Raw genomic sequence first — 25,709 nt, 5'->3', positions numbered from 1 at the left:
ACCTCAGGTAACACACATTCCCGCGGAGGCGTCAACCTTTTATCGAGCCGGTTCGCGGCGGATCGAGCGTCGCGATGCAGGTCACGGCCCGGTCACCCTGCTCCCATGTCTCGACTGTGGGATAGAGCACGTACAGCTGAACGGAGTCGTCGGTCATCGCGTCCGGCGAGTAGACGGCGAGTTCGGGGCTGCACTTGTCGGCGTAGGCGTCGATCGCCGGTTGGCCCGGGAAGTCGCCCTCGGGCATCTGCAGCACGGCGAACACCTCACCGGCGTGGGTCTCCTCGCATTCGACGGTCTTCACGGTCAGCACCCGCGTATCGCTCGGAATCTCGGCTAGGCAGTCGCCCTGCTTGACATTGGTGGCGGTCACGGTGCCTTTGCTGATTCCCAAGTAGAGCACCAGGCCGATGATGAGCAACAGCACCCACACGGCTGACAGCACCAGCCCCGCGATTGCCATGCCCCGGCCGCCCTGATCCTCCTTGGCCTTCTTCAGGCCGACGATGCCGCATACGACGCTGACCAGGACACCGCCGAGCAGGCCGAAGACGAGCGAGACGATGGCCCACCAGTTCGTCGGCCGCTGCTGGGGCGGGACGTGATAGCCGGGCGCCTGCTGCGAATAGGGCGGAGGCGGTGGTGGCGGGTAAGGAGCCCCGGGCGGCGGGTAGGGCGGTGCCGGCGGCGGGTACGAATGGGGCGGCTGCTCGCCGTACGGCGAGGACGGCGGCCCGTACGGCTGGGGAGGGCCCGGCGGCGTGGTCACGCGAGAACCGTATCGCGGCGACCGCGATCTGGCCGCGGAACCCGGTGGCATCCCGACACGGCCACCAGGAATCCACCGCTCAGGGTGGACTCATCAGCCGCAGTGCGGCATCGACCGCCAGTGCGGGCACATCGAGGGTCTTCGAGGCCAAGTCGTGTCGGGCACCGGTGATCTCGACGACCTCGGTGGGCGCGCTGATCAACGCCGCGGCGGACCGCAGTTCGTCGATCGAACCGAACGGATCGGCGGTGCCGTGGGTGAACACCGTCGGCGCGGCGATGTGCGGAAGGTGTTCGGTGCGGGCGAGATCCGGCTTGCCGGGCGGATGCAGCGGGTACGAGAACAACGTCAGCACATCGATGTCGGCCGACCGCTCGGCGACCACCACCGACGTCATCCTGCCGCCATAGGAGTGCCCGCCCGCGATGACGGGACCATCGGCCAGCGTGCGCGCCACCTCGATGGCCTCGACCACTCCGGCCTGATCGGCTTTCGCGGACCCGGACGGGGGACCGTTGGGGCGGCGCCTCCGGTACGGCAGGTTGTAGCGCACCGCCAGCCAACCGCGCGCGGCCCACTCGTCGCAGATCCTCTTGAGCAGTGGCGCTTCTCGGCTGCCGCCGGCGCCGTGGGTGAGCACGACGACGCCTGCGGGCGCACCGAGGGGCGCGTGCGCGACGCCCGCGATCTGGTCGAGGTTCATTCGGTGAGCCGAAACAGCGCCGACACCGGGCCATGGCCGTGGCCCAACGGGTAAGCGGCGCGCAGGCATTCGGTCACCCAACGCTTGCCGAACGCCACCGCGTTGGGCACGGAATAGCCGTGTGCCAGCGCGCTCGCGACCGCGGCGGCCAACGTGTCGCCGGCGCCGTGGTCGTGGCCGGTGTCGATCCGCGTGGCGTCGAACTCGTGGAAGTCGGTGCCGTCGAACAGGATGTCCGGGCTCTGCGCCGACGCCCGCAGGTGCCCGCCCTTGACCAGTGCCCACTGCGGGCCCAGGGCGTGCAGCGCGCGGGCCGCCTCCCGCGCAGTGGCGTCGTCGACGACGTCGACGCCGACGAGCAGGCGCACCTCGTCGAGGTTCGGCGTGACCAGGGTGGCCAACGGAAATAACTGTGTGCGTAGCGAATCCAGCGCGCTGGGATGCAGCAGGGGGTCGCCGTGCATCGAGGCGCACACCGGGTCGACGACCAACGGCACCGCACCCGCCAAACCCTGCCCCCGCCAGGCATCGGCGACGGTGTCGATGATGTCCGAGGACGCCAGCATCCCCGTCTTGGCGGCCTGCACGCCGATGTCGGAGGCCACCGCCTCGATCTGTCCGGCGATAACGTCCGGTGGGATCTCGTGAAAACCCTTGACGCCGACCGAGTTCTGCACCGTGACAGCGGTGACGGCGACCAGTCCGTGCACCCCCAACAGCGCAAACGTGCGCATGTCGGCCTGGATGCCCGCACCTCCGCCGGAGTCGGACCCGGCGATCGTCATCACCCGCACCGGTGTGGTGCCGGGCCGCGGTAGCGGCAGATAGCTCATGCCAGGGGCAGGTAGACGCGGTTGCCGTGTTCGGCGAACTCCTTCGACTTCTCGGCCATCCCCTGAGCGAGCACGGCTTCGATGTCTTCCTCCGTCTCGAGGCCGTGTTCGGCGGCGTAGTCGCGGACGTCCTGGGTGATCCGCATGGAACAGAACTTCGGCCCGCACATCGAGCAGAAGTGCGCGGTCTTCGCCGGTTCGGCGGGCAGTGTCTCGTCGTGGAACGCGCGCGCGGTATCGGGGTCCAGCGACAGCGCGAACTGATCGTTCCACCGGAACTCGAACCGTGCGCGTGACAACGCGTCGTCACGTTCCTGGGCGCGCGGGTGGCCCTTCGCGAGATCGGCGGCGTGCGCGGCGATCTTATAGGCGATCACGCCGTCCTTGACGTCCTTGCGATCGGGGAGACCGAGGTGTTCCTTCGGCGTGACGTAACACAGCATCGCGGTGCCCGCCTGGGCGATGATCGCCGCGCCGATGGCGCTGGTGATGTGGTCGTAGGCGGGCGCGATGTCGGTCGCCAGCGGCCCCAGGGTGTAAAACGGCGCCTCCTCGCACCACTCCTCTTCGAGTCGGACGTTTTCGACGATCTTGTGCATCGGAATGTGGCCCGGGCCCTCGATCATCACCTGCACGCCATGGGATTTCGCGATCTTTGTGAGTTCACCCAGCGTGCGCAACTCGGCGAACTGGGCCGCGTCGTTGGCGTCGGCGATCGAACCCGGGCGCAGACCGTCGCCGAGCGAGAACGTCACGTCGTAACGCTGCAGAATCTCGCACAGCTCCTGGAAATGGGTGTAGAGGAACGATTCCTGGTGGTGCGCCAGGCACCAGGCGGCCATGATGGAACCGCCGCGACTCACGATGCCGGTGACACGCTTGGCCGTCAACGGGACGTAGCGCAGCAGCACGCCGGCGTGCACGGTCATGTAGTCGACGCCCTGCTCGCACTGTTCGATCACGGTGTCGCGGTACAGTTCCCACGTCAACGCGGCGGGGTCGCCGTTGACCTTCTCCAGCGCCTGGTAGATGGGCACGGTGCCGACGGGCACCGGTGAGTTGCGCAGAATCCACTCGCGGGTGGTGTGGATGTCACGGCCGGTGGACAGGTCCATGATCGTGTCGGCGCCCCATCGAGTGGCCCACACCATCTTGTCGACCTCCTCGGCGATGGAACTGGTAACCGCCGAATTGCCGATGTTGGCATTGACTTTCACGCTGAATGCCTTACCGATGATCATCGGTTCGGTCTCCGGGTGGTTGTGGTTGGCAGGGATCACAGCGCGGCCCCTGGCCACCTCGTCGCGCACCGACTCGGCGGGCACGCCTTCGCGTGCGGCGATGAAGGCCATTTCGGCGGTGATCTCGCCGGCACGGGCGCGCTGCAGTTGAGTGCCGCGGTCGCGTACGACGCCCGGTCGCGGCCGCAGGCCCGCCTGCAGATCGATATCGGCCGCAGGGTCGGTGTACGAGCCCGAGGTGTCGTACAGGTCGAGGTGCTCGCCGTTGGACAGGTTCACGCGGCGAAAAGGCACCTTCGCACCGGGCACCCCGTCGAGAGCCCGATAGATCTTGGTGCTGCCCTCGATGGGACCGGTGGTCACGGACGGATCGACGGTGATATGCGTCATCTGAAATATCTCCCTACGCCGGCATTACCCGGTCAGGTTCGTACGGTCGACGGGTCCACCCGTCCTCTCAGCGCACTGGTGTGCGCTCCCGTGTGTGGACGCGTGCCACGTTAGCGCAGGCAGCGCGGCGACGGCAGGGGGTGACGCGAATGATTTGCCCGTGACTCGGCCAGTCCCGGTCAGAACGGTGGCTCGTCGGGGCCCGGCGGTGGCGGCGGTGGCGGCTCCCAGTCGGGTGGTAGCTCTTCGGGCTCGAACGGGTCGTTGATCCAGCGGCACCAAGGGCTGGTGCTGGGCGCGGCACCCTTGAAGACGATCTTCAGGAAGCGAGATCGATTGCGCCATCGCCGTGCTTCCATCTCACGCCGCCGCTCTCGAACTCTGCGGCGTTGTTCGGCGTTGATGGGGCGTTGAGCCGCCAACTCGGCGCGCAGATGGCGGATACGAGCATTCCTTTCCCGTTTGCGATTCCGCTTCCGCGGCTTTGGCTCGGCGCAGGCCGGACGCATCTGGGGGAACATCTCCGGGCAGTCGGGCGTGGTGCGATAGGTCCTGCCGGTCGGCGAAATCCAGACAATCGTCCCGTCGGGCAACTGCTCGTCACGCCATCCTCCGGGTCCCCTCAGGAACGTCTTCAGCCTGTGGTGCTCTCGGCAGTAGGCGGCGAGGCCCCACGGGACGGTCAGGCCACCTGCGGCCGGGTCGTCGTGGTTGAACGGTGTGGTGTGGTCGAGATCGCAGATGGCAGCGGGCCGGTCGCAGCCTGGGAATCGGCACGTGAGGTCACGGAAGCGGACCCAGCGGTTGACCTCCGCCGAGGGCTGGTAGCGCACCGCCTGCTCTGGGGTGACCGTGGGCTGTTGCAGCGGCCGCACTGTTGCGTTCTCGGCGATCTCGCGCACCATGTCGGCATCGACCACGCCGAAGCCCTCCAGGTATCCGGGCTGGTCGCTTTTCCCGGCGACCGTGTCCTCGGTGGCGATCAGGTTGAGCACCGTGCGCACCCGCCCAGCCTCCGCATCTTCTTGGGGACGAGCGGGGCAGTCCGGCCGGCCGCAGTCGCATGGCAGGCCGCGCCCTTCCGTCAGCGCGGTCAACGCATCGGCACGCCGCTGTGCAACGGTGCGAGAGTCGTTCGCGCACACCGACATGGCCAGCTCCGACAACCGTCGGTCGAAGGCCGCCGCCGCCGTCGCGGTGATGCGTGCGCGCACCTTGGCCGTCCCGTCGACTTGTGCCTCAACGCTGACGTAACGGTCGCGCTCGGACGATGCACGCCTTTCCTTGGCGGCCTGCGGATCGATCTCGTGCACCAGGTTGTCCACCACGTCCTTGACCCGCCGTCGCGACCAGGTCTGCCACCGTGCCAGCCGTTCCGTGATTGCCTCGTCGAGCTGGCTGATCATGTCATCACTGACCAACTCGGAGCGCGTGATGATCAACTGGGTGGTGCTCCAGTCGACGGCGCCCCGTTCGAGCAGGGCGGCGAGTTTCGGCAGGCGCGTGTTGAGAGACTCGGCGTGCGACACCAGGCGGCTCGCGAGCGACGGAGCCATGTTCAGCGCGGCACCGACCTCGGCCGACGTCCGCGCGAAGCCGGTCACCATCGACCAACCTGGATCCGGGTCGATTTCACCGGCCTCGTCTGTGCGGAACGCAAGGAGGTCGGCGATGGCCGCCATCCGGTGCGCGATCAGGGTCGCCTCCTGCCGCTGACTCGACTCGATTGCCGCTATTGCGGCATCGGGGTCGACCACTTCGAACATGTATTCGATTATGCCACCGGGGTCCGACAGCGTTGACTCATCAGAAATGCGCGCGAATGGGTGCTTCGTTGCCTCATGAGAAATGCGCGCGTGGACGGCGCGGGAGTCCGACACATGTCAGACCGGCCGCCACCTCCCTGAATAGGGGAGGGAAATGCGGGTATGGCGCGGCGCATCATCACGCACCGGGAACAGCCGGGTTCGACGACCGCAAGGGCTGGGCGCACCGCGTCACCGTGGACCCGTTCTCCGACGCGATCGCCGGTGCCCGCGGCTACGCCGGCCGGTTCGGATACACCAGTGTCATGTAAACCCCGACGCGATGCGTTCGGCGGGTTCTCGGCGTCGGCAACAACTACTCAACGCTGTTGCAGCGTGAAGTTCCGAGTTCCACGAGCACCGGGGCGTGATCGCTGGGTGCCTTGCCTTTTCGTTCCTCCCGCACGATCTCGGCGTGGGTCACCCGGTCCGCCAAAGCCGGTGAGCCGAGGATGAAGTCGATGCGCATACCGCGGTTCTTCGGGAACCGCAGCTGGGTGTAGTCCCAGTAGGTGAAGACCGCCGGTCCCGGGGTGAACGGACGCACCACATCGGTGAACCCGGCCTCGACCACCGCATCGAACGCCTCGCGTTCAGCCGCGGTGACATGGGTGCTGCCCTGGTAGAACTCGACGCTCCACACGTCCTCGTCGGTCGGTGCGATGTTCCAGTCGCCGACGAGCGCGATCTGTGCGGCCGGCTCGTCGGACAACCACCTATATGCCGTATCACGCAGTGCTGCAAGCCATTCCAGTTTGTACGCGTAGTGCGGCGAGCCGACGAACCGGCCGTTCGGCACGTACAGGCTCCACACCCGCACGCCGTTGCAGGTGGCGCCGAGCGCGCGGGCTTCGGCGGCCGCTTCCACTTCGGGTTTGTCGCTCCAGGTGGGTTGGCCGTCGAAGCCGACCTGTATGTCGTCGATGCCCACCCGGGACGCGATCGCCACCCCGTTCCACTGGTTGAACCCGCAGTGCGTCACCTCGTAACCGGCGGCCAGGAAAGGCATCGTCGGAAACTGCTCGGCGTTGCACTTGGTTTCCTGCATGGCCAGCACGTCGACGTCGGCCCGCTCGAGCCAGTCGGTGACCCGCTCGGCCCGGGCCCGAATCGAGTTGACGTTCCAGGTGGCGATCCGCATGGCCTACAGGCTACGAGCGTCGACGTAGCGGCTGCGGTGCTGCACCTCGAAACCCATCGACCGGTAGAGACCGACGGCCGCGGCATTGTCGGCCAGCACCTGCGCATAGCCGCGGGCGGCACCCCGTTCGGCGCCCCAGGCCAGCAGCGCCGAGCACAAGCCGCGCCCCAGGCCCTGACCGCGCGATTCCTCGTCCACCCGGACCGCTGACAGCCCGACCCAGCGCCCGCCGTCCGGCGCCGTCGTCACCGCGGCCCGGCCCACTGCCCTGCCGGCCACCTTCGCGAACACGACCTCGCCGTCGACCACGGCGGTGAGCACGTCGATCGGCACGTCGCGTCGGTACAGACCCAGCCATTCGGCGTCGGGTGCGTCGTCGAGAGTCACTGTCGGGTCAGGTTTTTCGGCGCCGACGTCACATGCCATGACGACCGTCTCCAGATGCGGCGGGGCGTCGGCCAGCCGGTACAGCCGATCGGGCACCGAAAGCCACGGCGTCAGTCCGCGTTCGGCGTACCAGTCGATGATCTCGGGCAGCGCCGAGGCGTCGGCTTCGAATCCCAGCGGCACAGCGGAATTGCCGCGATGCGTGTGACCGCCGGCGGCGCGCAGCAGCCACCCGTTGACCCATCGTTGTTCGAGGCCCGGCCACGCGAGCGCCGCGGCGTACTCGAGTTTGCGAATGTCGGACGTGCGCACCGTCGCCGGCGGCAGTTCCTTGATGACGACCACCTCGTCGGCGCCGACGTCCACGATCTCGCCGTGCTTGGTGCGCACCCGAAGTGTCGGTGCGGTCGCCACGAGATGCCCGACCACGTCGCTCAGCGGCGGCTCCGATCCGGCGGGCAACCGGTAGCGGATCATCACCCGCACGCCGACCGCAGGTACCTGCATCAGTGACCGAACGGATCCGGATCCTTGCCGGGCAGCCACGACAGCCCCGGCACACCCCAGCCATGTGACTTCACCGTGCGCTTGGCGCTTCGCGCGTGCCTGCCGACCAACCGGTCCAAATACAGGAAGCCCTCGAGATGGCCGGTTTCGTGCTGCAGCATCCGGGCGAACAGATCGGTGCCCTCGATGGTGATCGGGGCGCCGTCCGCGTCGAGGCCCGTCACCCTGGCCCAGTCGGCCCGTCCCGTCGGGAACGACTCGCCGGGCACCGAGAGGCAACCCTCGTCGTCGTCCTCCGGATCGGGCATGGTCTCGGGAACCTCGGAAGTCTCCAGCACCGGATTGACGACGACCCCGCGGCGCCGGGTGATGCGACCGCGCACCTCTGCGCAGTCGTAGACGAACACCCGCTTGGCGACCCCGATCTGATTCGCCGCCAAGCCAACCCCGTTCGCGGCGTCCATCGTGTCGTAAAGATCGGCGATCAAGTCCGCGAGGTCGGCGGGCAGCGAACCGTCGTCGCCGACAGGCACCGGATCGGTGGCCGTGTGCAGGACGGGATCTCCTACGATGCGGATCGGTACGACTGCCATGCTGGGAGAGCTTAATGAGGCGACTCGTGGGCATGTCGGACGGCTCATCATCGGTTCGCGTGGTTGAATGAGCGCCGAACCACAGCGATGTCATTCAAGTTGTCGGAAGGGTCCAAGAGCCAGATGGACGGCGCGATCGCGCGGACTGAGCAATCCGGGGACAACTCTGATCTCTGCAACGGGCTGACCCGGCGCGAGCACGACATTCTCGCGTTCGAGCGGCAGTGGTGGAAATACGCCGGCTCCAAGGAAGACGCCATCAAGGAACTGTTCTCCATGTCAGCCACCCGCTACTACCAGGTGCTGAACGCGCTCGTCGACCGGCCCGAGGCGCTGGCGGCGGATCCAATGCTGGTCAAACGGTTGCGCCGGCTGCGAGCCAGCAGGCAGAAGGCGCGGGCGGCACGCCGTCTCGGCTTCGACGTCACCTGAGTTTGCGGGGCCGAGAGGCCCGCTCGATAAGGTGGGCGCAATGAATCAGCGAGACTCGTCCGGGTTACCCCTGCGCGCCATGGTGATGGTGCTGCTTTTCCTGGGCGTGGTGTTTCTGTTGGTGGCCTTCCAGGCCATGGGCTCCGACAGCGACGACGACGCCTCGGCGCCGCTGGCGACCACGACCATGACCAGCACCCCGACCACGCCGGCGTCGCCGAATCCCGCCGAGGCCGAGGTACGGGTCTTCAACATCTCCACCGTGGCGGGCGCGGCGGAGGGGACCGCAGGTCGGTTGCGCGAGGCCGGCTGGAATGTCACCAAGACCGACAACCTCGAGCTGCCGGAGGTGACCGCGACCACCGTGTACTTCAGCGACGCCCCCGGCGAGCGGGAGGCCGCAGAGGAGGTGGGCCGACTGCTCGAAGCGCCCGTCGAACCGCGACTGCCCGCACTCGCCGAGCAACCGCCGGGCGTCATCGTGGTGGTCACCGGTTAGGCTCTTGCACATGATCAAGACCGTCGCTGCCGCTGCCTTGTTCGCCGTTCCCGCTCTGGCGTTGAGCGCCTGCGCGGCGCCAGAAGAACCCAGCAGTACACCCGGTACCCCGCCGCCGGTGTGGACCGGGTCGCCTTCTCCGTCGGCGCCCCCGGGTGAGGGCGGCGGCGGGCACGGCGGTGGTCAGGGTGAAAGCCAGGCCGCCGGCGAGACACTCACCGCCGAGCTGAAACTGGCCGACGGCACCCCTGTCGCCACCGCCGACATCCAGTTCACCGACGGCTACGCGACGATCACCGTCGAGACGGTCAGCTCCGGAGAGCTCACTCCCGGCTTCCACGGCATGCACATCCACCAGGTCGGCAAGTGCGAGGCCAACTCGGTGGCGCCCACCGGCGGCGCCCCAGGGAACTTCAACTCCGCGGGCGGGCATTTCCAGGTCCCCGGTCACAGCGGCCATCCGGCGAGCGGCGATCTGTCGTCGTTGCAGGTGCGCGAGGACGGTTCGGCGAAGTCGGTGACGACGACCGATTCGTTCACCGCCGAGGAACTCACCGCGGATGCGGGGACGGCGATCATCATCCACGAGAAGGCGGACAACTTCGCCAACATCCCGCCGGAGCGCTACCAGCAGGTCAATGGTGACCCGCCACCGGATGCGGCCACTCTGGCGACCGGTGATGCCGGCGCGCGGGTGGCATGCGGTGTCATCTCCGCCCGGTAAGGCACCGGCTAGCAGCCGTATCGATTTCGTCGGCTCCCCACGGCCGACGGTCGGTGTCGAATGGGAGTTCGCCCTCGTCGACGCCACCACGCGCGATCTGAGCAACGAGGCGGCCGCGGTCATCGAGGAGCTCGGCGACAATCCGCGCGTGCACAAGGAGCTGCTGCGTAACACCGTCGAGATCGTCACGGGTATCTGCGAATCGGTGCCCGAGGCGATGGACGACCTGCGCTCGACGCTGGTCACCGCGCGCGGGATCGTCCGCGACCGCGGCATGGAACTGTTCTGCGCGGGCACGCATCCGTTCGCGAAGTGGTCGCCGGGCAGCCTGACCGATGCGCCGCGCTACGCCGAGCTGATCAAGCGCACCCAGTGGTGGGGCCGGCAGATGCTGATCTGGGGTGTGCACGTACATGTCGGGGTGCGCTCTGCGCACAAGGTGATGGCGATCATCACCTCGCTGCTCAACCACTACCCGCACCTGCTGGCGCTGTCGGCGTCCTCTCCGTTCTGGGACGGTGAGGACACCGGCTACGCCTCCAACCGCTCCATGATGTTTCAGCAGTTGCCGACGGCCGGTCTGCCGTTCCACTTCCAGACGTGGGCGGAGTGGGAACGCTTCGTCTACGACCAGAAGAAGACGGGAATCATCGACCATATGAACGAAATCCGTTGGGACATCCGGCCTTCCCCCCACATCGGCACCGTGGAGATCCGGATCTTCGACGGCGTGTCGAACCTGCGGGAGCTGAGCGCTCTGGTGGCGCTGACGCATTGCCTGGTGGTCGACCTCGATCGCCACCTGGACGCCGGTGAGCCGCTGCCCACCATGCCGCCGTGGCATGTGCAGGAGAACAAGTGGCGCGCCGCACGATACGGCCTCGACGCCATCATCATCCGGGACGCCGACAGCAACGAACGGCTGGTGACCGAGGATCTCGACGAGCTGCTGAACCGCCTCGAACCCGTGGCCGCATCACTGCACTGCGCCGACGAACTGCGCCGCGTCGCTGACATCTACGGGTCCGGCGCGTCCTATCAACGGCAACGCCGCGTCGCCGAGGAGCACGACGGTGACCTGCGCGCGGTCGTCGACGCATTGGTCGCCGAACTGGACATCTGACGGTGGCCGCGATCCCGATGTTCCCGCTGCAGGTGGCCATGCTGCCCGGCGAGGAGCTCCCGCTGCGCATCTTCGAGCCCCGCTACAGCGCGCTGGTTTCGGATTGCCTGGCCCAAGCCGATGATCCCGCGTTCGGCGTGGTGCTGATCGCGTCAGGTCGGGAAGTGGGCGGCGGGGACACCCGCAGCGACGTCGGCGCGCTCGCCCACATCGTCGAGGTCGCCGACTTCGGCGACGGACGCTACCGGCTGAAATGCACGATGGGCGAACGTATCCGAGTCATCGAATGGCAACCCGACGACCCTTACCCACGCGCCGCGGTCGAGCCGTGGTCGGACCAGCCGGGCGACCCGGTGGGGGTGGATGCGATCCGCGAGGTGGAGGGCCGCATGGTCGCGCTGTTCGAGCGGATCGCCACCGTACGGGGCGCCGAGGTCGACGGCCGCGAGTTCGTGGCGGGTGCCGACGCCTCCGGCGATGCCGGTAAGTGGTTGTACGCGTTGACGTCTCGGCTGCCGATAGGGCAAGCCGACCGCTACGCCGTGCTGGCAGCTCCGACGGTCGCCGAACGACTGGAGGCGCTGCGCGATGCCGTCGAAACCCTCCACGCCATGGTGGAGTTTCAGATCGGGGATTAGCTATTTCGCCGCGACGCCGGCGTGCCGACACCGTTTGTCAGCACATCTTGTTGCCCTCGACAAAAACCGTTCGGGGTGTGGCATCGTCGGCCTCGCCGACCGCGCACCGGCCGTAGCGGTCCATCAACTCCGCGGCAGCGATAGCGGTCACTTCCCAACCGTGGTCGGTCAGCCAGTCGGTCACCTCGGTGCGCGCTTCGATGAACCACAGATCCTGGACATCGAGCGCGTTCCCGTCGTCCTCTTCGCCGGCCTCCTGCCGGTACTGCTGCAGCTTCTGCCGTCGGCTCGCCAGATACTCCGGATCGAAGAACCCCGCGCCGAACGACTCGACGCCGACCCGGCTACCGCGCGTGCTGAGGTCGTGGATGCGTTCGAACAGCAAGTCCTGCCCGCTCGCCGGCAGGTACGGCAGCAGACCCTCGACCGCCCAAGCGGTCGGCTCGCTGGCGTCGAACCCCGCGTCGCGCAACGCTGTCGGCCAGTCGTCGCGAAGGTCGATCGGGACCGGAACGCACCGTGCCGAGGGCGTCGCGCCGTGCGCGAGAAGTACCTCGGCCTTGAACGCCAACACCTTCGGCTGGTCGATCTCGTAGATGACGCTGCCGTCGATCCAGGGGAGCCGCCAGGCGCGGGCGTCCAGACCCGAGGCCAAGATCACCGACTGCTCGATCCCGTTGGCGCCAGCGGCGAGGAAGAACTCGTCGAACCACTTGGTGCGTGACGCCGCATACCCGCCGATGGCCTTGATCCGCGCGACCATGTGGGCTGGGGGCAACCGCCACCCGCGCTCCAGGGCAGCGTCGACGAACATCTTCGCGTACGGATCGGTGAACAGCGGGCAGTCGGTGTCCTGCTCCTGCGCCCGCGACCACGCCACGCCCAGCGCGGTTGCGCCGACGCTCTCGGTGATGTCCCAGCTGTCGCCGTCAGTCCTGGCCATTGTCAACGCTTTCCGGGTGATCGGCGAACTCCCGCATCTCGTCTCTGATGAGGAGGTCCTCGCGGTAGTTGTGCTCCCGGTATGCCAGCTGGCCGACACGGTTGGCGATTACCGGGGCGGTGATCAGCGCGAACAGCCCGGTCAGGATCAGCATGCCGACGTCGGCATTGCCGCGCAGCCTGATCGTCGCCCCGGAGAGCACCAGCAGCAGGCCAAGTGTCTGTGGTTTGGTCGCAGCGTGCATGCGCATCAAGGTGTCCGGGAATCGGACGATGCCGATGGCGGCGGTCAGCGCCAGCGCCGAGCCCCCGAGTACGAGGATCCCGCTGATGATGTCGGCCACGTTCATCGCGGTGCCCGTCTGCCGCGCGGCTTCTCCACGTCGGGCACGCGGAAGCGGGCGACGCTGACCGAGCCGACAAAGCTGATCAACGCCAACGCGGTCAAGCTGTACGTGACGGTGGTATCCAGGCTGAACGCCGCCCAGGTACCGATGCCGCACATCGTCACTGCCGTCAGGGTGTCCAGCGCGACCAGACGGTCGAGAGTGCTCCGCCCCGCAAGCATTCGGTACATCGTGATCGTCGCGGCGGTGCTGATCATCACGGCGGCGATCACCCACACGTAAGTCATGCGGCCTCCTTGTCCGTCGCTGGTCGCCAGTCTTCCTCGCGTTCCAACGCTGCCACCAGCAACCGCTCCAACGTCGCCATCTGGGTGTAGAAGTGGTTCAGGGTGCGGTCGGAGCCGACATTGATCACATGGACGTAGACCATCCTGCGAGCCTGGTCGATTTCGAGTGCAATCGTGCCCGGGGTGAGGTTGATGATGTTGGCCGCCAGCGTCAGCACCAGATCGGACTTGAGTGCGAAGTGTGCCCGCAGCACCGCGCTCAGCGGTGGCGGCCCCGGCTTGATCGCCAGCCACGCGATCTGTATCGACGAGCCCGCCAGCCAGTAGGCGACCTGGGCCACAAGCCGTAGCAGCGACAGCGGGTGCACTTTGCCTTGGACGGGCACCCTCGGCAGCGGCAGCAGAAGCGTGATCACCAGTGCCACCACCAGACCGCCGATGAAGTTCGCCGCAGAAGCGTCGCCCCACAACAGAATCCAAACCAGAACCAGTCCGCCGAGCACACTCAGCCGCAGCAGCGCGCTCCTCATCGATGCACCCCCAACACTGCGGTGATGTACTGTCCCCGGTTCAGTACCTGGTCGGCCGCACGCTCGCTGTAGGCGATGATCGGTCCGGCGAAAACCGTCAACGCGACGCCCACGACGATCAGCGCACCGGTGGGCACCAGCATGCCGACCGGCATGCGGCCCACGTACTTGCGATCGGCGAATGCGACGTCGTCCGACACGTCGAGCAGCGCCGCCGGTACCGCAGCCGCCAGGTGCCCCTCGGGCGCGTCGGCCCGGGATCGCCAGAACGCCTTGGTCCACACCCGTGTGACCACATACAGCGTCAGCAAGCTGGTCACTACGCTTCCACCAACCAGGGTCCAGGCCAGCACCGAACCCTGTTCGGCACCCGCCTCCATCAGCGCGACTTTGCCGATGAAACCCGAAAACGGCGGAATACCACCGAGATTGAGGGCGGGGACCACGAAGATGAACGCGAGCAGCGGGCTGGCGGCGGCTAGACCGCCGAGACGTTGCAGGGTCGATGCGCCAGCCTGACGTTCGATCAGGCCGACCACGAGGAACAGCGTCGTCTGCACCAGAATGTGGTGCGCCACATAGTAGATCGCACCGGCCGTGCCGAGATCGCTCGACAGCGCGATGCCGAACACCATGTACCCGATGTGGCTGACGAGCGTGAACGACAGCAGTCGTTTGATGTCGCTCTGGGCGATGGCGCCGAGGATGCCGATCAGCATGGTCGCGAGCGCGGCCACGAACAGCAGCGGATCCAGGCCACCACCGGGAAACAGCAGCGAGTGCGTCCGGATGATGGCGTACACGCCGACCTTCGTCAGCAGGCCCGCGAAGACCGCGGTGACCGGCGCGGGGGCAGTCGGGTATGAATCGGGCAGCCAGGTCGACAGCGGGAACACCGCGGCCTTGATGCCGAACGCCACGAGCAGCACGGCGAACATCGCGGTGCGGGTTCCCGCACTGACGTGGTCCAACCGCATCGCCAGTTCGGCCAGGTTCAGTGTCCCGGTGGCCGAGTAGACGAACGCGATGCCGAACAAGAAGATCATCGACGAGACCATCGAAACCATCACATAGGAGGCGCCGGCGCGGACGCGCTCTTTGCTGGCGCCGATGGTCAACAACACGAAGCTCGCGGCCAGCAGCACTTCGAAGCCGACGTAGAGGTTGAACAGATCGCCTGCGACGAATGCCATGCACACACCCGCCGAGAGCACCAGGTAAGAGGGCAGGAAGATCGACACCGGCTGGCGTTCGTCACCGTCGCGGATACCCTGCCCGATCGCGTAGAACACGACGGCGAGCAGCACGATCGAGGAAACAACGAGCATCAGCGCCGACAATCGGTCGATCACCAGCGAGATGCCAAGCGGACCCAGACCGGCAAGCGTTGGGCCCCATCCGCCGACGTGTAACGCGATGGTGCCGCCCTGGTCGGACAGCCAGAGCAGCATCGAACACACCACCACCACGGCCGACAACGCACCCAGCGTGATGACGCGCTGCAGGCGCGGCCGCCGCCCGGCGAGCAGGCTCATGGCCGCCCCGAGCGTGGGAATCAGCACCGGCAGCGGCGTCAGGACGCCCGAGAGGCTCATCGCGATCCCTCTTCCCCGGGCACTGCGTCCAGTTCGTCGGGTTCGTCGGTGTCCTTGTAGAGGCCGGGTGGTTTCGGCCGGTCGGCGTCGATCGTGGTCGCCTCCTCGTCGGACAGCCGCGACACCCGCGTGTCCTCGGGATCGTCGCTGACCTCATCAGCGGTGGTCAGCCGATACGACCGATAGGCCAACGCCAACACGAACGCCGCGATGCCCATGGTGATGACGATCGCGGTGAGGATCATCGCCTGGGCCAGCGGGTCAGCGGTGTGCTCAGCGCCCTCGCTGGTGCGGCCCCGGATCGGCGGATTGCCCGCCGCGCCGCCGGCGGTCAGGATGAGCAGGTTGACGGCATTGCTGATCAGCAGCAGCCCCATGAGCATCCTGGTCAGGGTGCGTTCCAGCAGCAGGTACACCCCGGCGCTGGTGACCCCGCCGATCAACAGGAGCTGAACCAGATAGGAGGTCATCGCACACCCGTCCCCGACCGTCGAGCGGACCTCGACTCAGCCAACTCGACATCCAGGCGGGCCCCGAGACTGCGCAACACGTCGAGGACCAGGCCGAGCACGATCAGGTAAACCCCCGCATCGAAGAACAGCGAAGTGACGAACTTGACCGTGCCCAGCACCGGCACATCGATCTCGATCAATGCCGACGACAAGGCTGGGGCGCCGAGCAGTAGCGAACTGACCGCGGTCCCGGCCGACAACGTCAAACCCGTGCCGAGCACCTTGCCGGCGTCGAACGGCAGGGTTTCGCCGAGTTCGTAGCGGCCGCCGGCGATGTAGCGCAGCACCACCGCCAGTCCCGCGGTCAACCCGCCTGCGAAGCCGCCGCCGGGCGTGTTGTGGCCGGCGAAGAAGAAGTACACCGACAACACCATGATCAGAGGGAAAATCATGCGGGTGGCCACCTCGAGCACCAGCGAACGGTGCTGCGGGTCGCGCAACTCGCTGCCGCGCAGCCAGGTGGTGTCGCCGAAGGCCGGGCTGATGTTGACGAACGCCGCGATCTGACCGATATCGGGTTGGCCCCCGTCGGCTACTCGCGGCGGTGAGCCGAAACGCCGATGACGGAACACCATCGACGTGACCCCGGTGGCCGCCACGAGCAACACCATGATCTCGCCCATGGTGTCCCAGGCGCGGATGTCGACCAGCAGGACGTTGACGGTGTTGGAGCCATGACCCCGGAAGTAGGCGGCGTCGGGAAGCAGTTCGGAGATGGCTGCGCCGGAGCGCTCGGCCGCCGCGAAACTCGCCAGTGTGGCGACCGTTGCGCCCACCGCCAGCGCGAGCGCGGCGCGCGGCCATCGGTGCGCGGTGACCTGTGCCCGTTCGGCCTCCGCGGGCAAGGACCGCAGCACGAGCACGAAGATCACCAGCGTCAGCGTCTCCACCAGCAACTGGGTCAGTGCCAGGTCGGGTGCGCCGTGCAGCGCGAAGATCACGCCGCAGCCATAGCCGGTCACCCCGACCAGTAGCGCAGAGGCCAGCCGATTGCGCATCACGGTCAGGCCGAACGCGGCGGCCAGCATGACCACGCCGACGACTGCGTGCAGCGGGATGTCCCACAGGGCGAAATCAGGGCGGTCACGGGCTCCGACGGCCAGCGCGACCGTCGGCACCGCGACGAGCGTGGCCAGGATTGCCGACTGGGTGGCCGGAATCGACCCGCGCTGGGTGACGGCCGTGACCCGCACTGCGAGCACGTCGAACGCCCGGATCACGCCGTCGTAGGCGCGGTCGGCGTTACCGAGCACGCGAATCGGGAGCGGTGCGCGACGCAGCATGTCGCGCGCGAAGTAGGCGGCCGTCCCCGCCGCGATCACCAGGGCCGACAACAACACCGGCAGGTTGAGCCCGTGCCACAGTGCGAGGTAGTAGTTCTTCCCGCCCGGCACTGTGTCGGCGTATCCCTCCAATACCGCGCCGATCCCGGCGGGCCAGATCCCGAAGGCCAGACCCGCCGCGGCCAGGATCGCGGGCGCAAGCATGAACGGGATCTCCAGGCGGTGCATCTCTGCGACCCGCCTACTCGGCTCCGCCTGTCCCTTGCGGCCGAACGCACCGAACAGGAAGCGCAGGCTGTAGATGGTGGTGAAGACCGCGCCGAGCACGATACCGGCGAGCACGACCGGCGACGCGGCACCGAGGTACGGACTGTGCAACACCGTCTCGAAGTCGGCCTCCTTGGCGACGAAACCGAAGAACGGCGGCAATGCGGCCATGCTCGCGGTCGCGCCGATCGCGATGATCAGCAGCGGACGCGCGCGGTCGCCGAGCCAGGCCAGCCTGCGGATGTCCCGGGTTCCGGTGGTGTGGTCGATGATGCCGACGACCATGAACAGCGCCGCCTTGAACATGGCATGCGCGACCAGCATGGCCAGCCCGCCGAGCATCATGTCGCTGCCGCCCGCGCCGACCATCACGGTGATCAGCCCCAACTGGCTGACCGTGCCGAACGCCAGAATCAGCTTTAGGTCGTACTCGCGCACCGCGCGCCAGCCCGCGAGCAGCATGGTCAGCAACCCGAGCGAGACCACCATCGGCCGCCACGGCGCCACGTCGGCGAACCCCGGCGTCATCCGTGCGATGAGATACACGCCCGCCTTGACCATGGCCGCGGCGTGCAGGTAGGCGCTCACCGGTGTCGGGGCGGCCATCGCCCCCGGCAGCCAGAAGTGCAGTGGCACGATCGCCGATTTGGACAGCGCACCGATGAGCACCAGCACGAGGGCGACGGACACGGCCACCCCGCCCGGCGGCGATGCGATGAGTTCCGACAACAGATAGGTGCCCGCGATCTCGCCGAGCGCGATGATGCCCACCAGCATCGCCAGCCCGCCGAATGTCGTCACCAGCAGTGCCTGGGTTGCCGCCCGCCTGCTGGCCATTCGTTCGGCGTAGTGGCCCACCAGCAGGAACGAGAGCACCGAGGTGATCTCCCAGAACACGTAGAGCATCAGCATGTTGTCGCTGGTCACCAGTCCGAACATGGCGCCGGAGAAGGCGACGAGTTCGGCGGCGAAGCTGGGCAGCCGGTTCTCCTCACGGCCGTCGTGGTGATGGAAGTAGTCGGCACAGTAGAACAGCACCAGCGCACCGATCGCGAGCACCAGCACGCTCATGATCGCAGCGAGTGAGTCGAAGCGCAGGTTGACGTCCATCGACAGCTCGGGCACCCATGCGATGTCGACCCTTGTCGACCGGCCGGGGTCCGGCCAGTTCGTCGCCACCCAGATCAGCGAGAAAAGCGGCACCAACCCCAGCGGATAGAACGCCATCCGCCCCCACCTGTAGACAAGCAGGGGTGCGAGCGCGGTGGCGACCGCGTGGGCGAGCAGGACGGCGAGCAGGGCACTCCGATCGATTGGGTTGACAGCGCGCGGCCGCCAACCGGAGAACTTATGGTCGGGGTGTCAGCCGGCAGGGCTTTCGGTGAACCACATTCTACGGGGACCGATCAGCGCTACCGTGCCGCGTCGCGGGCACCACCGATGTCGTGGCTACCGCAACGGGGCTGAGCGCTGAATCACCACCATCCGGTTGCGTCGGAGATCTGCCGGGCCAGTTCGTCGGTCAGAGTGCGGACGTAGGTCGCCGAGAGGTGGTGGGCGTCGTGGTACACGAGGACGTTGCCCTCGACGGCCCGACAGTGGTCGGGTCGGCACACCGCGTCGCTGAGGTCGAGCACTGTGAGCAACGGATAAGCCTCGGCGTGGGCCAAGGTCGGATTGCGGTCGGCGAGTGCCTCGTTACGTGGCACCCCGCAGGATTCGGGATCGCCGTTCTCAGCGAGGCAGTCGATGGGCGTGAACAAGAAGCCGTCGCGGAACATCCACGGGGTGTCGCGAAGACCCAACACCGCGATTCCGTTCGCGCTGAACTCGTCCCAGATGCCGAGATATCCGTCGGGCACCATGTCGCCGGGTCCGTCGGTGTACGGCCGAGTGGTGGTGGTGAACACGTAGTCGGGGCGGTCGGCGATCAGTGCGGTCATGGCGTCGCGCACCCAGGTCCGGCACTGCGGGTACGGGTCGAGCGAGCCGGCGATGCGGGGGTCGTCGTCGGTGGTGAGCGGGCAGCCCATCTTCAGATAGGTCACGACGCGGAAGCCGTGAGTGCGCCCGAGCAGGTCCAGCGCCGTGATCCAGTGTTCGGCATGCGAGCCACCGGCAAGGGCGATCGTCCTCGGCGCCGCGGGATCGCCGTATGCGCAACGAACGACGTCCGTTCCGGCGAAGTCGGTGATGCACCCGTCGGTGGTGGTCGCGGGTAGGTCGTCGGAGGCCTCGAGCAGCGTCGGCCGCATCGGCAGCTTCGCCACCCTGTCGTTGTCGAGCAGTGCCCGGCCGCCCGGGTAGTCTCGGACCGATAGGTTCTGCAACTCAATGCCTTTCGCGCGCACCGCGGCCAGATGATCGCGCCAGGTGAGCGACGACACGGTGACCGCGACGGCCAGCAGCGTGACGAAGCCGCCGAGTACCGCTGTGACGTGGCGGTTCGCTAACGGGAGTCGGTGCGCACCAGCGCTTTTCGATGGCTGCTCGCGCAGCGGATCCTCGACGAACCGCAAGGTCAGATAGGCCAGTGCCAGCGAGAGCAGAAGGATGACCACTCCATCGTCCAGCCCCGCTCCCTCCTGATCGGAGTAGGCGAGCCAGAAGATCAGCAGCGGCCAGTGCCATAGATAGAGCGAGTACGCCATCGCGCCCAACGTGGCCAGCGGTGGTGTCGCGATGAGCCGGTTCGGCCACGGGATGTGGCCTGCGGTCTGGGCGCCGCTGAAGATCAGCAGCACCGTCGCACCGACCGGCACCAGGGCCCACGGTCCGGGGAACTGCGCCGCCCCGTCGAGCAGAATGCCGCAACCGAAGATCGCCGCCAGCCCGATCACACCCGCGGACGTGCGCAACCACCACGGCATTTGGACCGCCGAAACAACGGCTGCGGCAAGCATTCCCGCAAACAGTTCCCACGCGCGCGCGAAGGTGTCGTAGTACGCGTGTGATTGGTCGAGATTGTGAGCGACAACGGCGTACCAGAACGAAAGCGCGGTGGCCACTGCCACGACCGCGACGAGGACGGTGCGCCGCCTGTGCGCCCAGTTACCGGCCCTGGAGGCAATCGCGGCCAGTGCCGCGATCGTGAGGACCGCGATGAAGAACTGCCCCTGCACGGACATCGACCAAATGTGTTGCAGGGGACTCACACTCTGGCCGGCCCGCAGGTAGTCGGTGGCCGTGTCGGCCAGATACCAGTTCTGCCAGTAGAACAGGCTCGCGACACTCTGGTCGGCGAACGCCTCCCAGCGCGTCTGCGGCTGGACCAACACGGTGAGCACGGCGGATGCGGCCAGCACCACGACGAGCGCAGGCAGCAGCCGGCGGGCGAGCCGGATGAGCGCGCGCAGCAGTGGTTCGGTAGGCCGCTCCCCGGCCGCCTGACGCAGCAATCGGCCGCCGAAGAAGAAGCCGGACAGCACCAGGAACACATCGACACCGCCGGACACCCGGCCGAACCAGACGTGGTAGAGCACCACCAGCAAAATCGCGATGCCGCGCAGGCCGTCGAGGTCTTCACGAACCCGGGCCGGCGGGATCGCCGAGCGGGGAGGGGCCACCGACACGGAAGTTCTCATGGTGTGGATCGACAAACCTGCCCGTTCAGAGACTCAGGGATGGCTCAAGAATATCGAAGCCAAAGTACATCCCGTGTGCCGAGCGGGGTCACGATGACGCGGTAGCGGCTACGCGCTTCGCGCAGGGTTGGCCGAACCGTGGGCTATGGCCGGAATTGCGTGGCATATCACGCCGAAGCCCCAACCCATGATCGGCCATACCGGCCAGAAGTACCACGCTCCGGCGCTGAGCCCGACCACCAGCCAGATTCCGAGCATCAGCAGGGATCCGGCCAGGTAGCCGGCGACGTGGAACTGGACGCTTCGGCGCGCCACCCTTCGGCGGGCCTTCCGGCGGCGGGGGTCGGCGCGCTTGAGGCGCTCGACCGGCAGGTCGGCGGTGAGCTCGTGCAGTTGCGCGCGGGTGCGCGCGGCGAACGCGGCCTGGAGCCGGGCCTCGTACTCGGGCATTTCGAGGTAGCCCTGCGCCAGCGCCTGGCCGAGCAGGTCCGCTGTCTTTTCCCGGTCCGGGTTTCCGGCGCGGACGACGGGTGCGTTGGCGGGCATGGCGACCTCCTCGATCTTGACACTGCCAAGTTAGTCCGACTATGCCGCCTTGACTAGCCACTGTCAAGATGGCCTTCCGCTTTACGCGATTTGGGTGCGCTACCGATCGCTGCGCAACTGGTAGCGCACCGAAACCCCGGCTGACTAGCGCGCGGCGTTGAACGTCCGCAGTGTCTCGACTTGTGCCGCGTCCAGCGACGGCCGCACCGACTCGCGGGCGGTCGCGACGTCCGCGGCGGTGACGTCGGCGGCGTCGATCGAGCGCCGCATCGCGGTCAGCGCTGCCTCGCGCAACAACGCGACGCAGTCGGCGGCGCTGTAGCCGTCGAGGTCAGCGGCCAGCGCCTGGAGATCGATGTCCGGCGCCAGCGGGATCGACTTACCCGCCGTCCGCAGGATCTCGTGACGAGCCTCGGCGTCGGGCGGCTCGACGAACACCAGTTTCTCCAGCCGGCCGGGCCGCAACAGCGCGGGGTCGATCAGGTCGGGGCGGTTCGTCGCGCCGAGCACCACCACATCGCGAAGCGGTTCGATGCCGTCGAGTTCGGTCAGCAGCGCGGCCACCACGCGGTCGGTGACGCCCGAGTCAAAGCTCTGACCCCGCCGGGGCGCCAGCGCATCGATTTCGTCGAGGAACACCAGCGAGGGCGCCGAGTCGCGGGCGCGCCGGAACAGTTCGCGCACCGCCTTCTCCGACGAGCCCACCCACTTGTCCATCAGCTCCGCGCCCTTGACCGCGTGCACCGACAGCCGCCCCGAGCTGGCCAGCGCACGGACCACGAACGTCTTGCCGCAGCCGGGCGGGCCGTAGAGCAGCACGCCGCGGGGCGGCGCGACACCGAGCCGCTGGAAGGTTTCGGGGTGTTGTAGCGGCCACAGCACCGCCTCGGTGAGCGCCTGCTTGGTGGCGGCCATGTCGCCGACGTCGTCGAGCGTCACCGAGCCGACAGACACCTCTTCGGTGGCCGACCGTGACAACGGACGGATGACGGTCGTCGCGCCCAACAGGTCGTCCTGGGTCAGGCTCGGTGGCTCACCGTCGGCGCTGGCCCGCGCCGCCGCCCGCAGCGCGGCCTCGCGGACCAGTGCGGCGAGGTCGGAGACCACGAAACCCGGTGTGCGGTCTGCGATCTCGTCGAGCTTGAGATCCTTGGCCGGAACGTCGCGCAGCAGCACTTCCAGCAGCTGCTTGCGGATCGCGCCGTCGGGCAGGCTCAGCCCCAGCTCGCGGTCGCACAGGTCGGGTGCGCGCAGCCTCGGGTCGACGTTGTCGGGCTGCTGCGACGTCGCGACGAACGCCACACCGCGGGTGGCGACCGCGTTGCGCAGTTCGGCGAGGATGAGCGTCGACACCGGATCGACGGGCCTGTCTTGCGCGCCCGGCAGGAGGGCGTCGATATCGGTGACCAGCAGCACCCCGCCGCCGTCGCGCACCGTGGCCACCGCCGAAGCCACGCTCGACAGCCGGTCCTCGGCCCGCAGTGAGCCGACCTCGGGCCCGTCGAGTTCGACGAGTCGCCGGTCGGCGCACACGACGCGCACCAGTGCGGCTTTGCCGACACCGGCGGGCCCGGACACCAATACACCGAGATTGGCTGTGGCGCCGAGTGTTTCAAGCAGCTCCGGTTGGTCGAGCGCCAACTTGAGCCATTCGGCGAGACGCTGCGCCTCGGCCTGCGAGCCCTTGAGGTCGTCGATGCTGCGCGTTGGTTGCGACTTCTCGGGCGCCGTCACCACCGCCTGGCCGGTGGCCGTGCCCGGGGTAGGTGCCGTGGAACCGCCCGCCGAACCGTCGGACCAGCAGACCGCCGAATTCGGTTGTACGCTCACGGGTCCCGCGGGATCGGCGCCGGTCACCGTCAACAGCTCGGAAGTCCAGATGATGCCCACGGACGAGGCCAGGGCCGCGGTTGCGCGCGAGGTCGGGATGTCGGGCCCCAACTCCCGGGGCAGCAGCGACACCGTGTCGCCGACCGTCATCACCTTGCCCAGCAGTGCCTGGCGCAGCGTGGCCGGTGCGATCGACTGTTGGGCCAGCCGAGAGCCGGACAGGATCACCGACCGCGCGCCGTAGACGGTCACCGGGGCGACCAGCACCGTGGTGTCTTCGCGCAGTCCGGCATTCGACAACGTGACGTCGTCGAGCAGCGCGGTGCCCGCCGGGACACCGGCGGGTGCCTCGCCGACGACGGCGGCGGTGGTGCGCGAGCCCGTCAGCGACACCGCGTCCCATTCGCGAATCCCCAGCGCCGCAATGGCTTCCGGGTGTAAGCGAACCACCCCCCGGCGGGAGTCCAGCGCCGACGTGTTCAGTCGCGCGGTCAGGGTGAGCCGGTGCCGGGGGAGCGGACGCTCGGACTGCAGTTCAGCCATGTCGAGAACCCGGCTTGCGCAGCCCGAGCCGCATCACCGACCGCCGGTGTGGCTGGGCCCGACGGATGGCTCGCCGGGCCGCGCGTTGCTGGCGTGGTTTGTCGTCCCAGACTTCCGGATGTTCGGCCAAGAAGCGGCGGGTACGGATGGCGAACGGGATGTGCACGACGTAGGCCGCGATGATGATGAGGATCACCAGGTAGCCGTAGAGGATCGCCGCCGCCACGCCGATCGCGACGAGCGCCAGCAGTGGGGCGACCATGTTGGACGGCACCGAGAACGTATGGATCTTGCGCATCGGGATCGTGCTGACCACCAGCAGCGAGACGCCGAGCATCCAGATCACCACCGCGGGCTCCGAGGTCCACCAGCCGTCACCGAACTGCATCTTGGCTGCCAACGGACCGATCGCCCCGATCGCGCCTGCCGGGGCGGGCATGCCGACGAAGTACTTCTTCTCGTAGTCCGGCTTGTCGACGTCGAGCATCGCGTTGAACCGAGCCAGTCGCAGCACGATGCACACCGCGTACACCAGCACCACGATCCAGCCGATCCGCGACTGCGACAGCAGCGTGGCATAGACGATGAAAGCCGGTGCCACACCGAAGTTCACGGCGTCGGCCAACGAGTCGATCTCCTCGCCCATGCGCGACGTGGCGTGGAGTACGCGAGCGATGCGGCCGTCCAGCGCGTCCAGAATCGCGGCGACCGCCAGGAACGCCATCGCCTCGGTCGGTCGCTCGTCCAGCGCCATCTTGACCGCGCTCAGGCCGAGGCAGATCGCGGCGACCGTCATCGCGCTGGGCAGGATGCGCAGGCTCACGACCGAGCGTTTGATGCGCGGTCTGATCATCGCTGAGCCGCCCGGCCGGCGACATCGCGCTCGAGCTCGGCCAGTACCGTCTCGCCCGCCAACGCACGCTGCCCCACCGACACCAGGATGCGCGATCCCGCGGGCAGGTACGTGTCCAGCCGCGACCCGTACCGGATCAACCCGTAGGTGTCGCCGATCGCCAGTTTGTCGCCCACCTTCGCCTCGCATACGATGCGCCGCGCCACCAGACCGGCGATCTGCACCGTGATCACCTCGACGCCGTCAGCGGTGCGGATCAGCACGCTGTTGCGCTCGTTGTCTTCGCTGGCCGCCTCGAGTTCGGCCGACCCGAACAAACCGGGGCGGTGCTTCACGGCGACGACCTCGCCGCCGATCGGAGCCCGCTGCACGTGCGCGTCGAACACCGACAGGAAAATGCTGATGCGCGGCAACGGCGTTGCGGGCAAACCGAGTTCGGCCGGCGGCAACGCGTCCTCGATCAGGCAGATCAAGCCGTCGGCGGGCGCGACGACGAGGTCGGGCCGGGTGGGTGGCACGCGCGGCGGATGGCGAAAGAACGCCGCGTTGGCGGCGGCCGACGCCAGGGCGGCGCCCCGCAACCATCGCTTCCGGCGCCCCAGGGCCGCCACCGCCAGGCTCGCGCCGACGAACGGCAGGCCCGCGGGATGCATCGGGGGAATCGTGGTACGGGCCAGCGCCAGGAGTCGCGCGGGGCCGGATTTCAGGTCGGGGCGTCTGGCCATCGTCCAGCGATTCTACGGGCTGCCCCCTCGCTCCGGCGAAACTGAAGATATGCGCGAAAAATCGCTGGAATCTCATGCAT

Annotated in this window: 25 protein-coding genes and 1 riboswitch; of the genes, 5 read left to right on the top strand and 20 right to left on the bottom strand. The window is 67.8% G+C overall.

The window, feature by feature from the left end; all coding sequences use genetic code 11:
* Positions 1 to 31: 31 nt before the first annotated feature.
* The 8 genes from QGN32_RS09340 to QGN32_RS09305 form a co-directional block, all read right to left on the bottom strand.
* Positions 32 to 769: a DUF4190 domain-containing protein gene (locus tag QGN32_RS09340; protein ID WP_326548291.1), complete on the bottom strand. Its 738-nt coding sequence runs from the start codon at positions 767 to 769 to the stop codon at positions 32 to 34.
* 79 nt (positions 770 to 848) lie between these two features.
* Positions 849 to 1,472 (bottom strand): alpha/beta hydrolase family protein, encoded by a 624-nt coding sequence (locus tag QGN32_RS09335; protein WP_326548290.1) that lies wholly within the window; start codon positions 1,470 to 1,472, stop codon positions 849 to 851.
* Positions 1,469 to 2,305, bottom strand: coding sequence for a bifunctional hydroxymethylpyrimidine kinase/phosphomethylpyrimidine kinase (gene thiD, locus QGN32_RS09330; RefSeq protein ID WP_326548289.1), 837 nt, complete (start codon positions 2,303 to 2,305; stop codon positions 1,469 to 1,471). Before thiD ends, QGN32_RS09335 begins: the two co-directional genes overlap by 4 nt.
* Positions 2,302 to 3,936 carry a phosphomethylpyrimidine synthase ThiC gene (thiC, locus tag QGN32_RS09325; protein ID WP_326548288.1) on the bottom strand — a complete coding sequence of 545 codons (1,635 nt, stop codon included), beginning with the start codon at positions 3,934 to 3,936 and terminating at the stop codon, positions 2,302 to 2,304. Before thiC ends, thiD begins: the two co-directional genes overlap by 4 nt.
* Positions 3,934 to 4,034: riboswitch (TPP riboswitch) on the bottom strand. (Overlaps the previous gene by 3 nt.)
* 81 nt (positions 4,035 to 4,115) lie before the next feature.
* Complete coding sequence (locus tag QGN32_RS09320) at positions 4,116 to 5,702, bottom strand: HNH endonuclease signature motif containing protein (RefSeq protein ID WP_326548287.1); 1,587 nt, start codon at positions 5,700 to 5,702, stop codon at positions 4,116 to 4,118.
* Positions 5,703 to 6,057: 355 nt separating this feature from the next.
* On the bottom strand, positions 6,058 to 6,882 hold the full coding sequence (locus QGN32_RS09315; protein ID WP_326548286.1) for an exodeoxyribonuclease III: 825 nt from the start codon (positions 6,880 to 6,882) through the stop codon (positions 6,058 to 6,060).
* Positions 6,883 to 6,885: 3 nt separating this feature from the next.
* The gene (locus QGN32_RS09310) at positions 6,886 to 7,776 is read right to left on the bottom strand and encodes an N-acetylglutamate synthase, CG3035 family (protein WP_326548285.1); all 891 of its coding nucleotides are present in this window, start codon (positions 7,774 to 7,776) and stop codon (positions 6,886 to 6,888) included.
* Complete coding sequence (locus tag QGN32_RS09305; protein ID WP_326548284.1) at positions 7,776 to 8,369, bottom strand: peptide deformylase; 594 nt, start codon at positions 8,367 to 8,369, stop codon at positions 7,776 to 7,778. The genes QGN32_RS09310 and QGN32_RS09305 overlap by 1 nt, the downstream gene beginning before the upstream one ends.
* A 123-nt stretch (positions 8,370 to 8,492) precedes the next feature.
* On the opposite strand from QGN32_RS09305, the gene napA reads away from it, so the two are divergent.
* Genes napA through QGN32_RS09280 form a run of 5 tightly spaced genes read left to right on the top strand, consistent with a single transcriptional unit; the run spans position 8,493 to position 11,785 of the window.
* Entirely contained in the window at positions 8,493 to 8,801 is a 309-nt protein-coding gene (gene napA / locus QGN32_RS09300) for a nucleoid-associated protein NapA (protein WP_326549002.1), read from the top strand.
* Positions 8,802 to 8,841: 40 nt separating this feature from the next.
* The gene (locus QGN32_RS09295; protein WP_326548283.1) at positions 8,842 to 9,300 is read left to right on the top strand and encodes a LytR C-terminal domain-containing protein; all 459 of its coding nucleotides are present in this window, start codon (positions 8,842 to 8,844) and stop codon (positions 9,298 to 9,300) included.
* A 10-nt stretch (positions 9,301 to 9,310) separates the two neighbouring features.
* The gene (sodC, locus tag QGN32_RS09290; RefSeq protein ID WP_326548282.1) at positions 9,311 to 10,024 is read left to right on the top strand and encodes a superoxide dismutase[Cu-Zn]; all 714 of its coding nucleotides are present in this window, start codon (positions 9,311 to 9,313) and stop codon (positions 10,022 to 10,024) included.
* On the top strand, positions 9,981 to 11,147 hold the full coding sequence (locus QGN32_RS09285; RefSeq protein WP_326549001.1) for a glutamate--cysteine ligase: 1,167 nt from the start codon (positions 9,981 to 9,983) through the stop codon (positions 11,145 to 11,147). The genes sodC and QGN32_RS09285 overlap by 44 nt, the downstream gene beginning before the upstream one ends.
* 2 nt (positions 11,148 to 11,149) lie before the next feature.
* The gene (locus QGN32_RS09280; protein ID WP_326548281.1) at positions 11,150 to 11,785 is read left to right on the top strand and encodes an LON peptidase substrate-binding domain-containing protein; all 636 of its coding nucleotides are present in this window, start codon (positions 11,150 to 11,152) and stop codon (positions 11,783 to 11,785) included.
* Between the two features lie 37 nt (positions 11,786 to 11,822).
* Here the strand turns inward: QGN32_RS09280 and QGN32_RS09275 are convergent, their stop codons facing one another.
* From QGN32_RS09275 to QGN32_RS09220, 12 genes are all read right to left on the bottom strand, one after another.
* Positions 11,823 to 12,728: an SAM-dependent methyltransferase gene (locus QGN32_RS09275; RefSeq protein WP_326548280.1), complete on the bottom strand. Its 906-nt coding sequence runs from the start codon at positions 12,726 to 12,728 to the stop codon at positions 11,823 to 11,825.
* Positions 12,715 to 13,077: a monovalent cation/H(+) antiporter subunit G gene (gene mnhG, locus QGN32_RS09270; protein WP_326548279.1), complete on the bottom strand. Its 363-nt coding sequence runs from the start codon at positions 13,075 to 13,077 to the stop codon at positions 12,715 to 12,717. Before mnhG ends, QGN32_RS09275 begins: the two co-directional genes overlap by 14 nt.
* Complete coding sequence (locus tag QGN32_RS09265; protein ID WP_326548278.1) at positions 13,074 to 13,361, bottom strand: monovalent cation/H+ antiporter complex subunit F; 288 nt, start codon at positions 13,359 to 13,361, stop codon at positions 13,074 to 13,076. Before QGN32_RS09265 ends, mnhG begins: the two co-directional genes overlap by 4 nt.
* Positions 13,358 to 13,891 (bottom strand): Na+/H+ antiporter subunit E, encoded by a 534-nt coding sequence (locus tag QGN32_RS09260; protein ID WP_326548277.1) that lies wholly within the window; start codon positions 13,889 to 13,891, stop codon positions 13,358 to 13,360. Before QGN32_RS09260 ends, QGN32_RS09265 begins: the two co-directional genes overlap by 4 nt.
* Entirely contained in the window at positions 13,888 to 15,486 is a 1,599-nt protein-coding gene (locus QGN32_RS09255; protein ID WP_326548276.1) for a Na+/H+ antiporter subunit D, read from the bottom strand. Before QGN32_RS09255 ends, QGN32_RS09260 begins: the two co-directional genes overlap by 4 nt.
* Positions 15,483 to 15,956 carry a Na(+)/H(+) antiporter subunit C gene (locus QGN32_RS09250; protein ID WP_326548275.1) on the bottom strand — a complete coding sequence of 158 codons (474 nt, stop codon included), beginning with the start codon at positions 15,954 to 15,956 and terminating at the stop codon, positions 15,483 to 15,485. Before QGN32_RS09250 ends, QGN32_RS09255 begins: the two co-directional genes overlap by 4 nt.
* The gene (locus QGN32_RS09245) at positions 15,953 to 18,847 is read right to left on the bottom strand and encodes a Na+/H+ antiporter subunit A (protein ID WP_326549000.1); all 2,895 of its coding nucleotides are present in this window, start codon (positions 18,845 to 18,847) and stop codon (positions 15,953 to 15,955) included. Before QGN32_RS09245 ends, QGN32_RS09250 begins: the two co-directional genes overlap by 4 nt.
* A gap of 176 nt (positions 18,848 to 19,023) precedes the next feature.
* The gene (locus tag QGN32_RS09240; protein WP_326548274.1) at positions 19,024 to 21,132 is read right to left on the bottom strand and encodes an acyltransferase family protein; all 2,109 of its coding nucleotides are present in this window, start codon (positions 21,130 to 21,132) and stop codon (positions 19,024 to 19,026) included.
* Positions 21,133 to 21,240: 108 nt separating this feature from the next.
* A complete protein-coding gene (locus QGN32_RS09235; protein ID WP_326548273.1) occupies positions 21,241 to 21,678 on the bottom strand; it encodes a DUF1707 domain-containing protein in 438 nt (145 codons plus the stop codon).
* A gap of 144 nt (positions 21,679 to 21,822) precedes the next feature.
* On the bottom strand, positions 21,823 to 24,051 hold the full coding sequence (locus QGN32_RS09230) for an AAA family ATPase (RefSeq protein WP_326548272.1): 2,229 nt from the start codon (positions 24,049 to 24,051) through the stop codon (positions 21,823 to 21,825).
* Positions 24,044 to 24,904 (bottom strand): CDP-diacylglycerol--serine O-phosphatidyltransferase, encoded by an 861-nt coding sequence (gene pssA, locus QGN32_RS09225; protein ID WP_326548271.1) that lies wholly within the window; start codon positions 24,902 to 24,904, stop codon positions 24,044 to 24,046. Before pssA ends, QGN32_RS09230 begins: the two co-directional genes overlap by 8 nt.
* Positions 24,901 to 25,629, bottom strand: a complete 729-nt coding sequence (locus QGN32_RS09220; RefSeq protein ID WP_326548270.1) for a phosphatidylserine decarboxylase — start codon at positions 25,627 to 25,629, stop codon at positions 24,901 to 24,903. The genes pssA and QGN32_RS09220 overlap by 4 nt, the downstream gene beginning before the upstream one ends.
* Positions 25,630 to 25,709 lie beyond the last annotated feature (80 nt).

This window comes from Mycolicibacterium sp. ND9-15 (genome assembly GCF_035918395.1).
Lineage (GTDB): Bacteria > Actinomycetota > Actinomycetes > Mycobacteriales > Mycobacteriaceae > Mycobacterium.
This window is presented reverse-complemented; position numbering and strand designations above follow the sequence as displayed.

Bases quoted from the DNA above. Each gene is read 5' to 3' on its own strand.
- QGN32_RS09335 (WP_326548290.1), bottom strand. From the start codon at position 1,472: ATGAACCTCGACCAGATCGCGGGCGTCGCGCACGCGCCCCTCGGTGCG.
- QGN32_RS09235 (WP_326548273.1), bottom strand. From the start codon at position 21,678: ATGCCCGCCAACGCACCCGTCGTCCGCGCCGGAAACCCGGACCGGGAA.
- QGN32_RS09230 (WP_326548272.1), bottom strand. From the start codon at position 24,051: ATGGCTGAACTGCAGTCCGAGCGTCCGCTCCCCCGGCACCGGCTCACC.
- thiC (WP_326548288.1), bottom strand. From the start codon at position 3,936: ATGACGCATATCACCGTCGATCCGTCCGTGACCACCGGTCCCATCGAG.
- QGN32_RS09315 (WP_326548286.1), bottom strand. From the start codon at position 6,882: ATGCGGATCGCCACCTGGAACGTCAACTCGATTCGGGCCCGGGCCGAG.
- QGN32_RS09275 (WP_326548280.1), bottom strand. From the start codon at position 12,728: ATGGCCAGGACTGACGGCGACAGCTGGGACATCACCGAGAGCGTCGGC.
- QGN32_RS09265 (WP_326548278.1), bottom strand. From the start codon at position 13,361: ATGACTTACGTGTGGGTGATCGCCGCCGTGATGATCAGCACCGCCGCG.
- thiD (WP_326548289.1), bottom strand. From the start codon at position 2,305: ATGAGCTATCTGCCGCTACCGCGGCCCGGCACCACACCGGTGCGGGTG.
- napA (WP_326549002.1), top strand. From the start codon at position 8,493: ATGGACGGCGCGATCGCGCGGACTGAGCAATCCGGGGACAACTCTGAT.
- QGN32_RS09285 (WP_326549001.1), top strand. From the start codon at position 9,981: ATGCCGGCGCGCGGGTGGCATGCGGTGTCATCTCCGCCCGGTAAGGCA.
- QGN32_RS09295 (WP_326548283.1), top strand. From the start codon at position 8,842: ATGAATCAGCGAGACTCGTCCGGGTTACCCCTGCGCGCCATGGTGATG.
- QGN32_RS09240 (WP_326548274.1), bottom strand. From the start codon at position 21,132: ATGAGAACTTCCGTGTCGGTGGCCCCTCCCCGCTCGGCGATCCCGCCG.
- QGN32_RS09250 (WP_326548275.1), bottom strand. From the start codon at position 15,956: ATGACCTCCTATCTGGTTCAGCTCCTGTTGATCGGCGGGGTCACCAGC.
- QGN32_RS09320 (WP_326548287.1), bottom strand. From the start codon at position 5,702: ATGTTCGAAGTGGTCGACCCCGATGCCGCAATAGCGGCAATCGAGTCG.
- mnhG (WP_326548279.1), bottom strand. From the start codon at position 13,077: ATGAACGTGGCCGACATCATCAGCGGGATCCTCGTACTCGGGGGCTCG.
- QGN32_RS09310 (WP_326548285.1), bottom strand. From the start codon at position 7,776: ATGCAGGTACCTGCGGTCGGCGTGCGGGTGATGATCCGCTACCGGTTG.
- pssA (WP_326548271.1), bottom strand. From the start codon at position 24,904: ATGATCAGACCGCGCATCAAACGCTCGGTCGTGAGCCTGCGCATCCTG.
- QGN32_RS09305 (WP_326548284.1), bottom strand. From the start codon at position 8,369: ATGGCAGTCGTACCGATCCGCATCGTAGGAGATCCCGTCCTGCACACG.
- QGN32_RS09220 (WP_326548270.1), bottom strand. From the start codon at position 25,629: ATGGCCAGACGCCCCGACCTGAAATCCGGCCCCGCGCGACTCCTGGCG.
- sodC (WP_326548282.1), top strand. From the start codon at position 9,311: ATGATCAAGACCGTCGCTGCCGCTGCCTTGTTCGCCGTTCCCGCTCTG.
- QGN32_RS09260 (WP_326548277.1), bottom strand. From the start codon at position 13,891: ATGAGGAGCGCGCTGCTGCGGCTGAGTGTGCTCGGCGGACTGGTTCTG.
- QGN32_RS09255 (WP_326548276.1), bottom strand. From the start codon at position 15,486: ATGAGCCTCTCGGGCGTCCTGACGCCGCTGCCGGTGCTGATTCCCACG.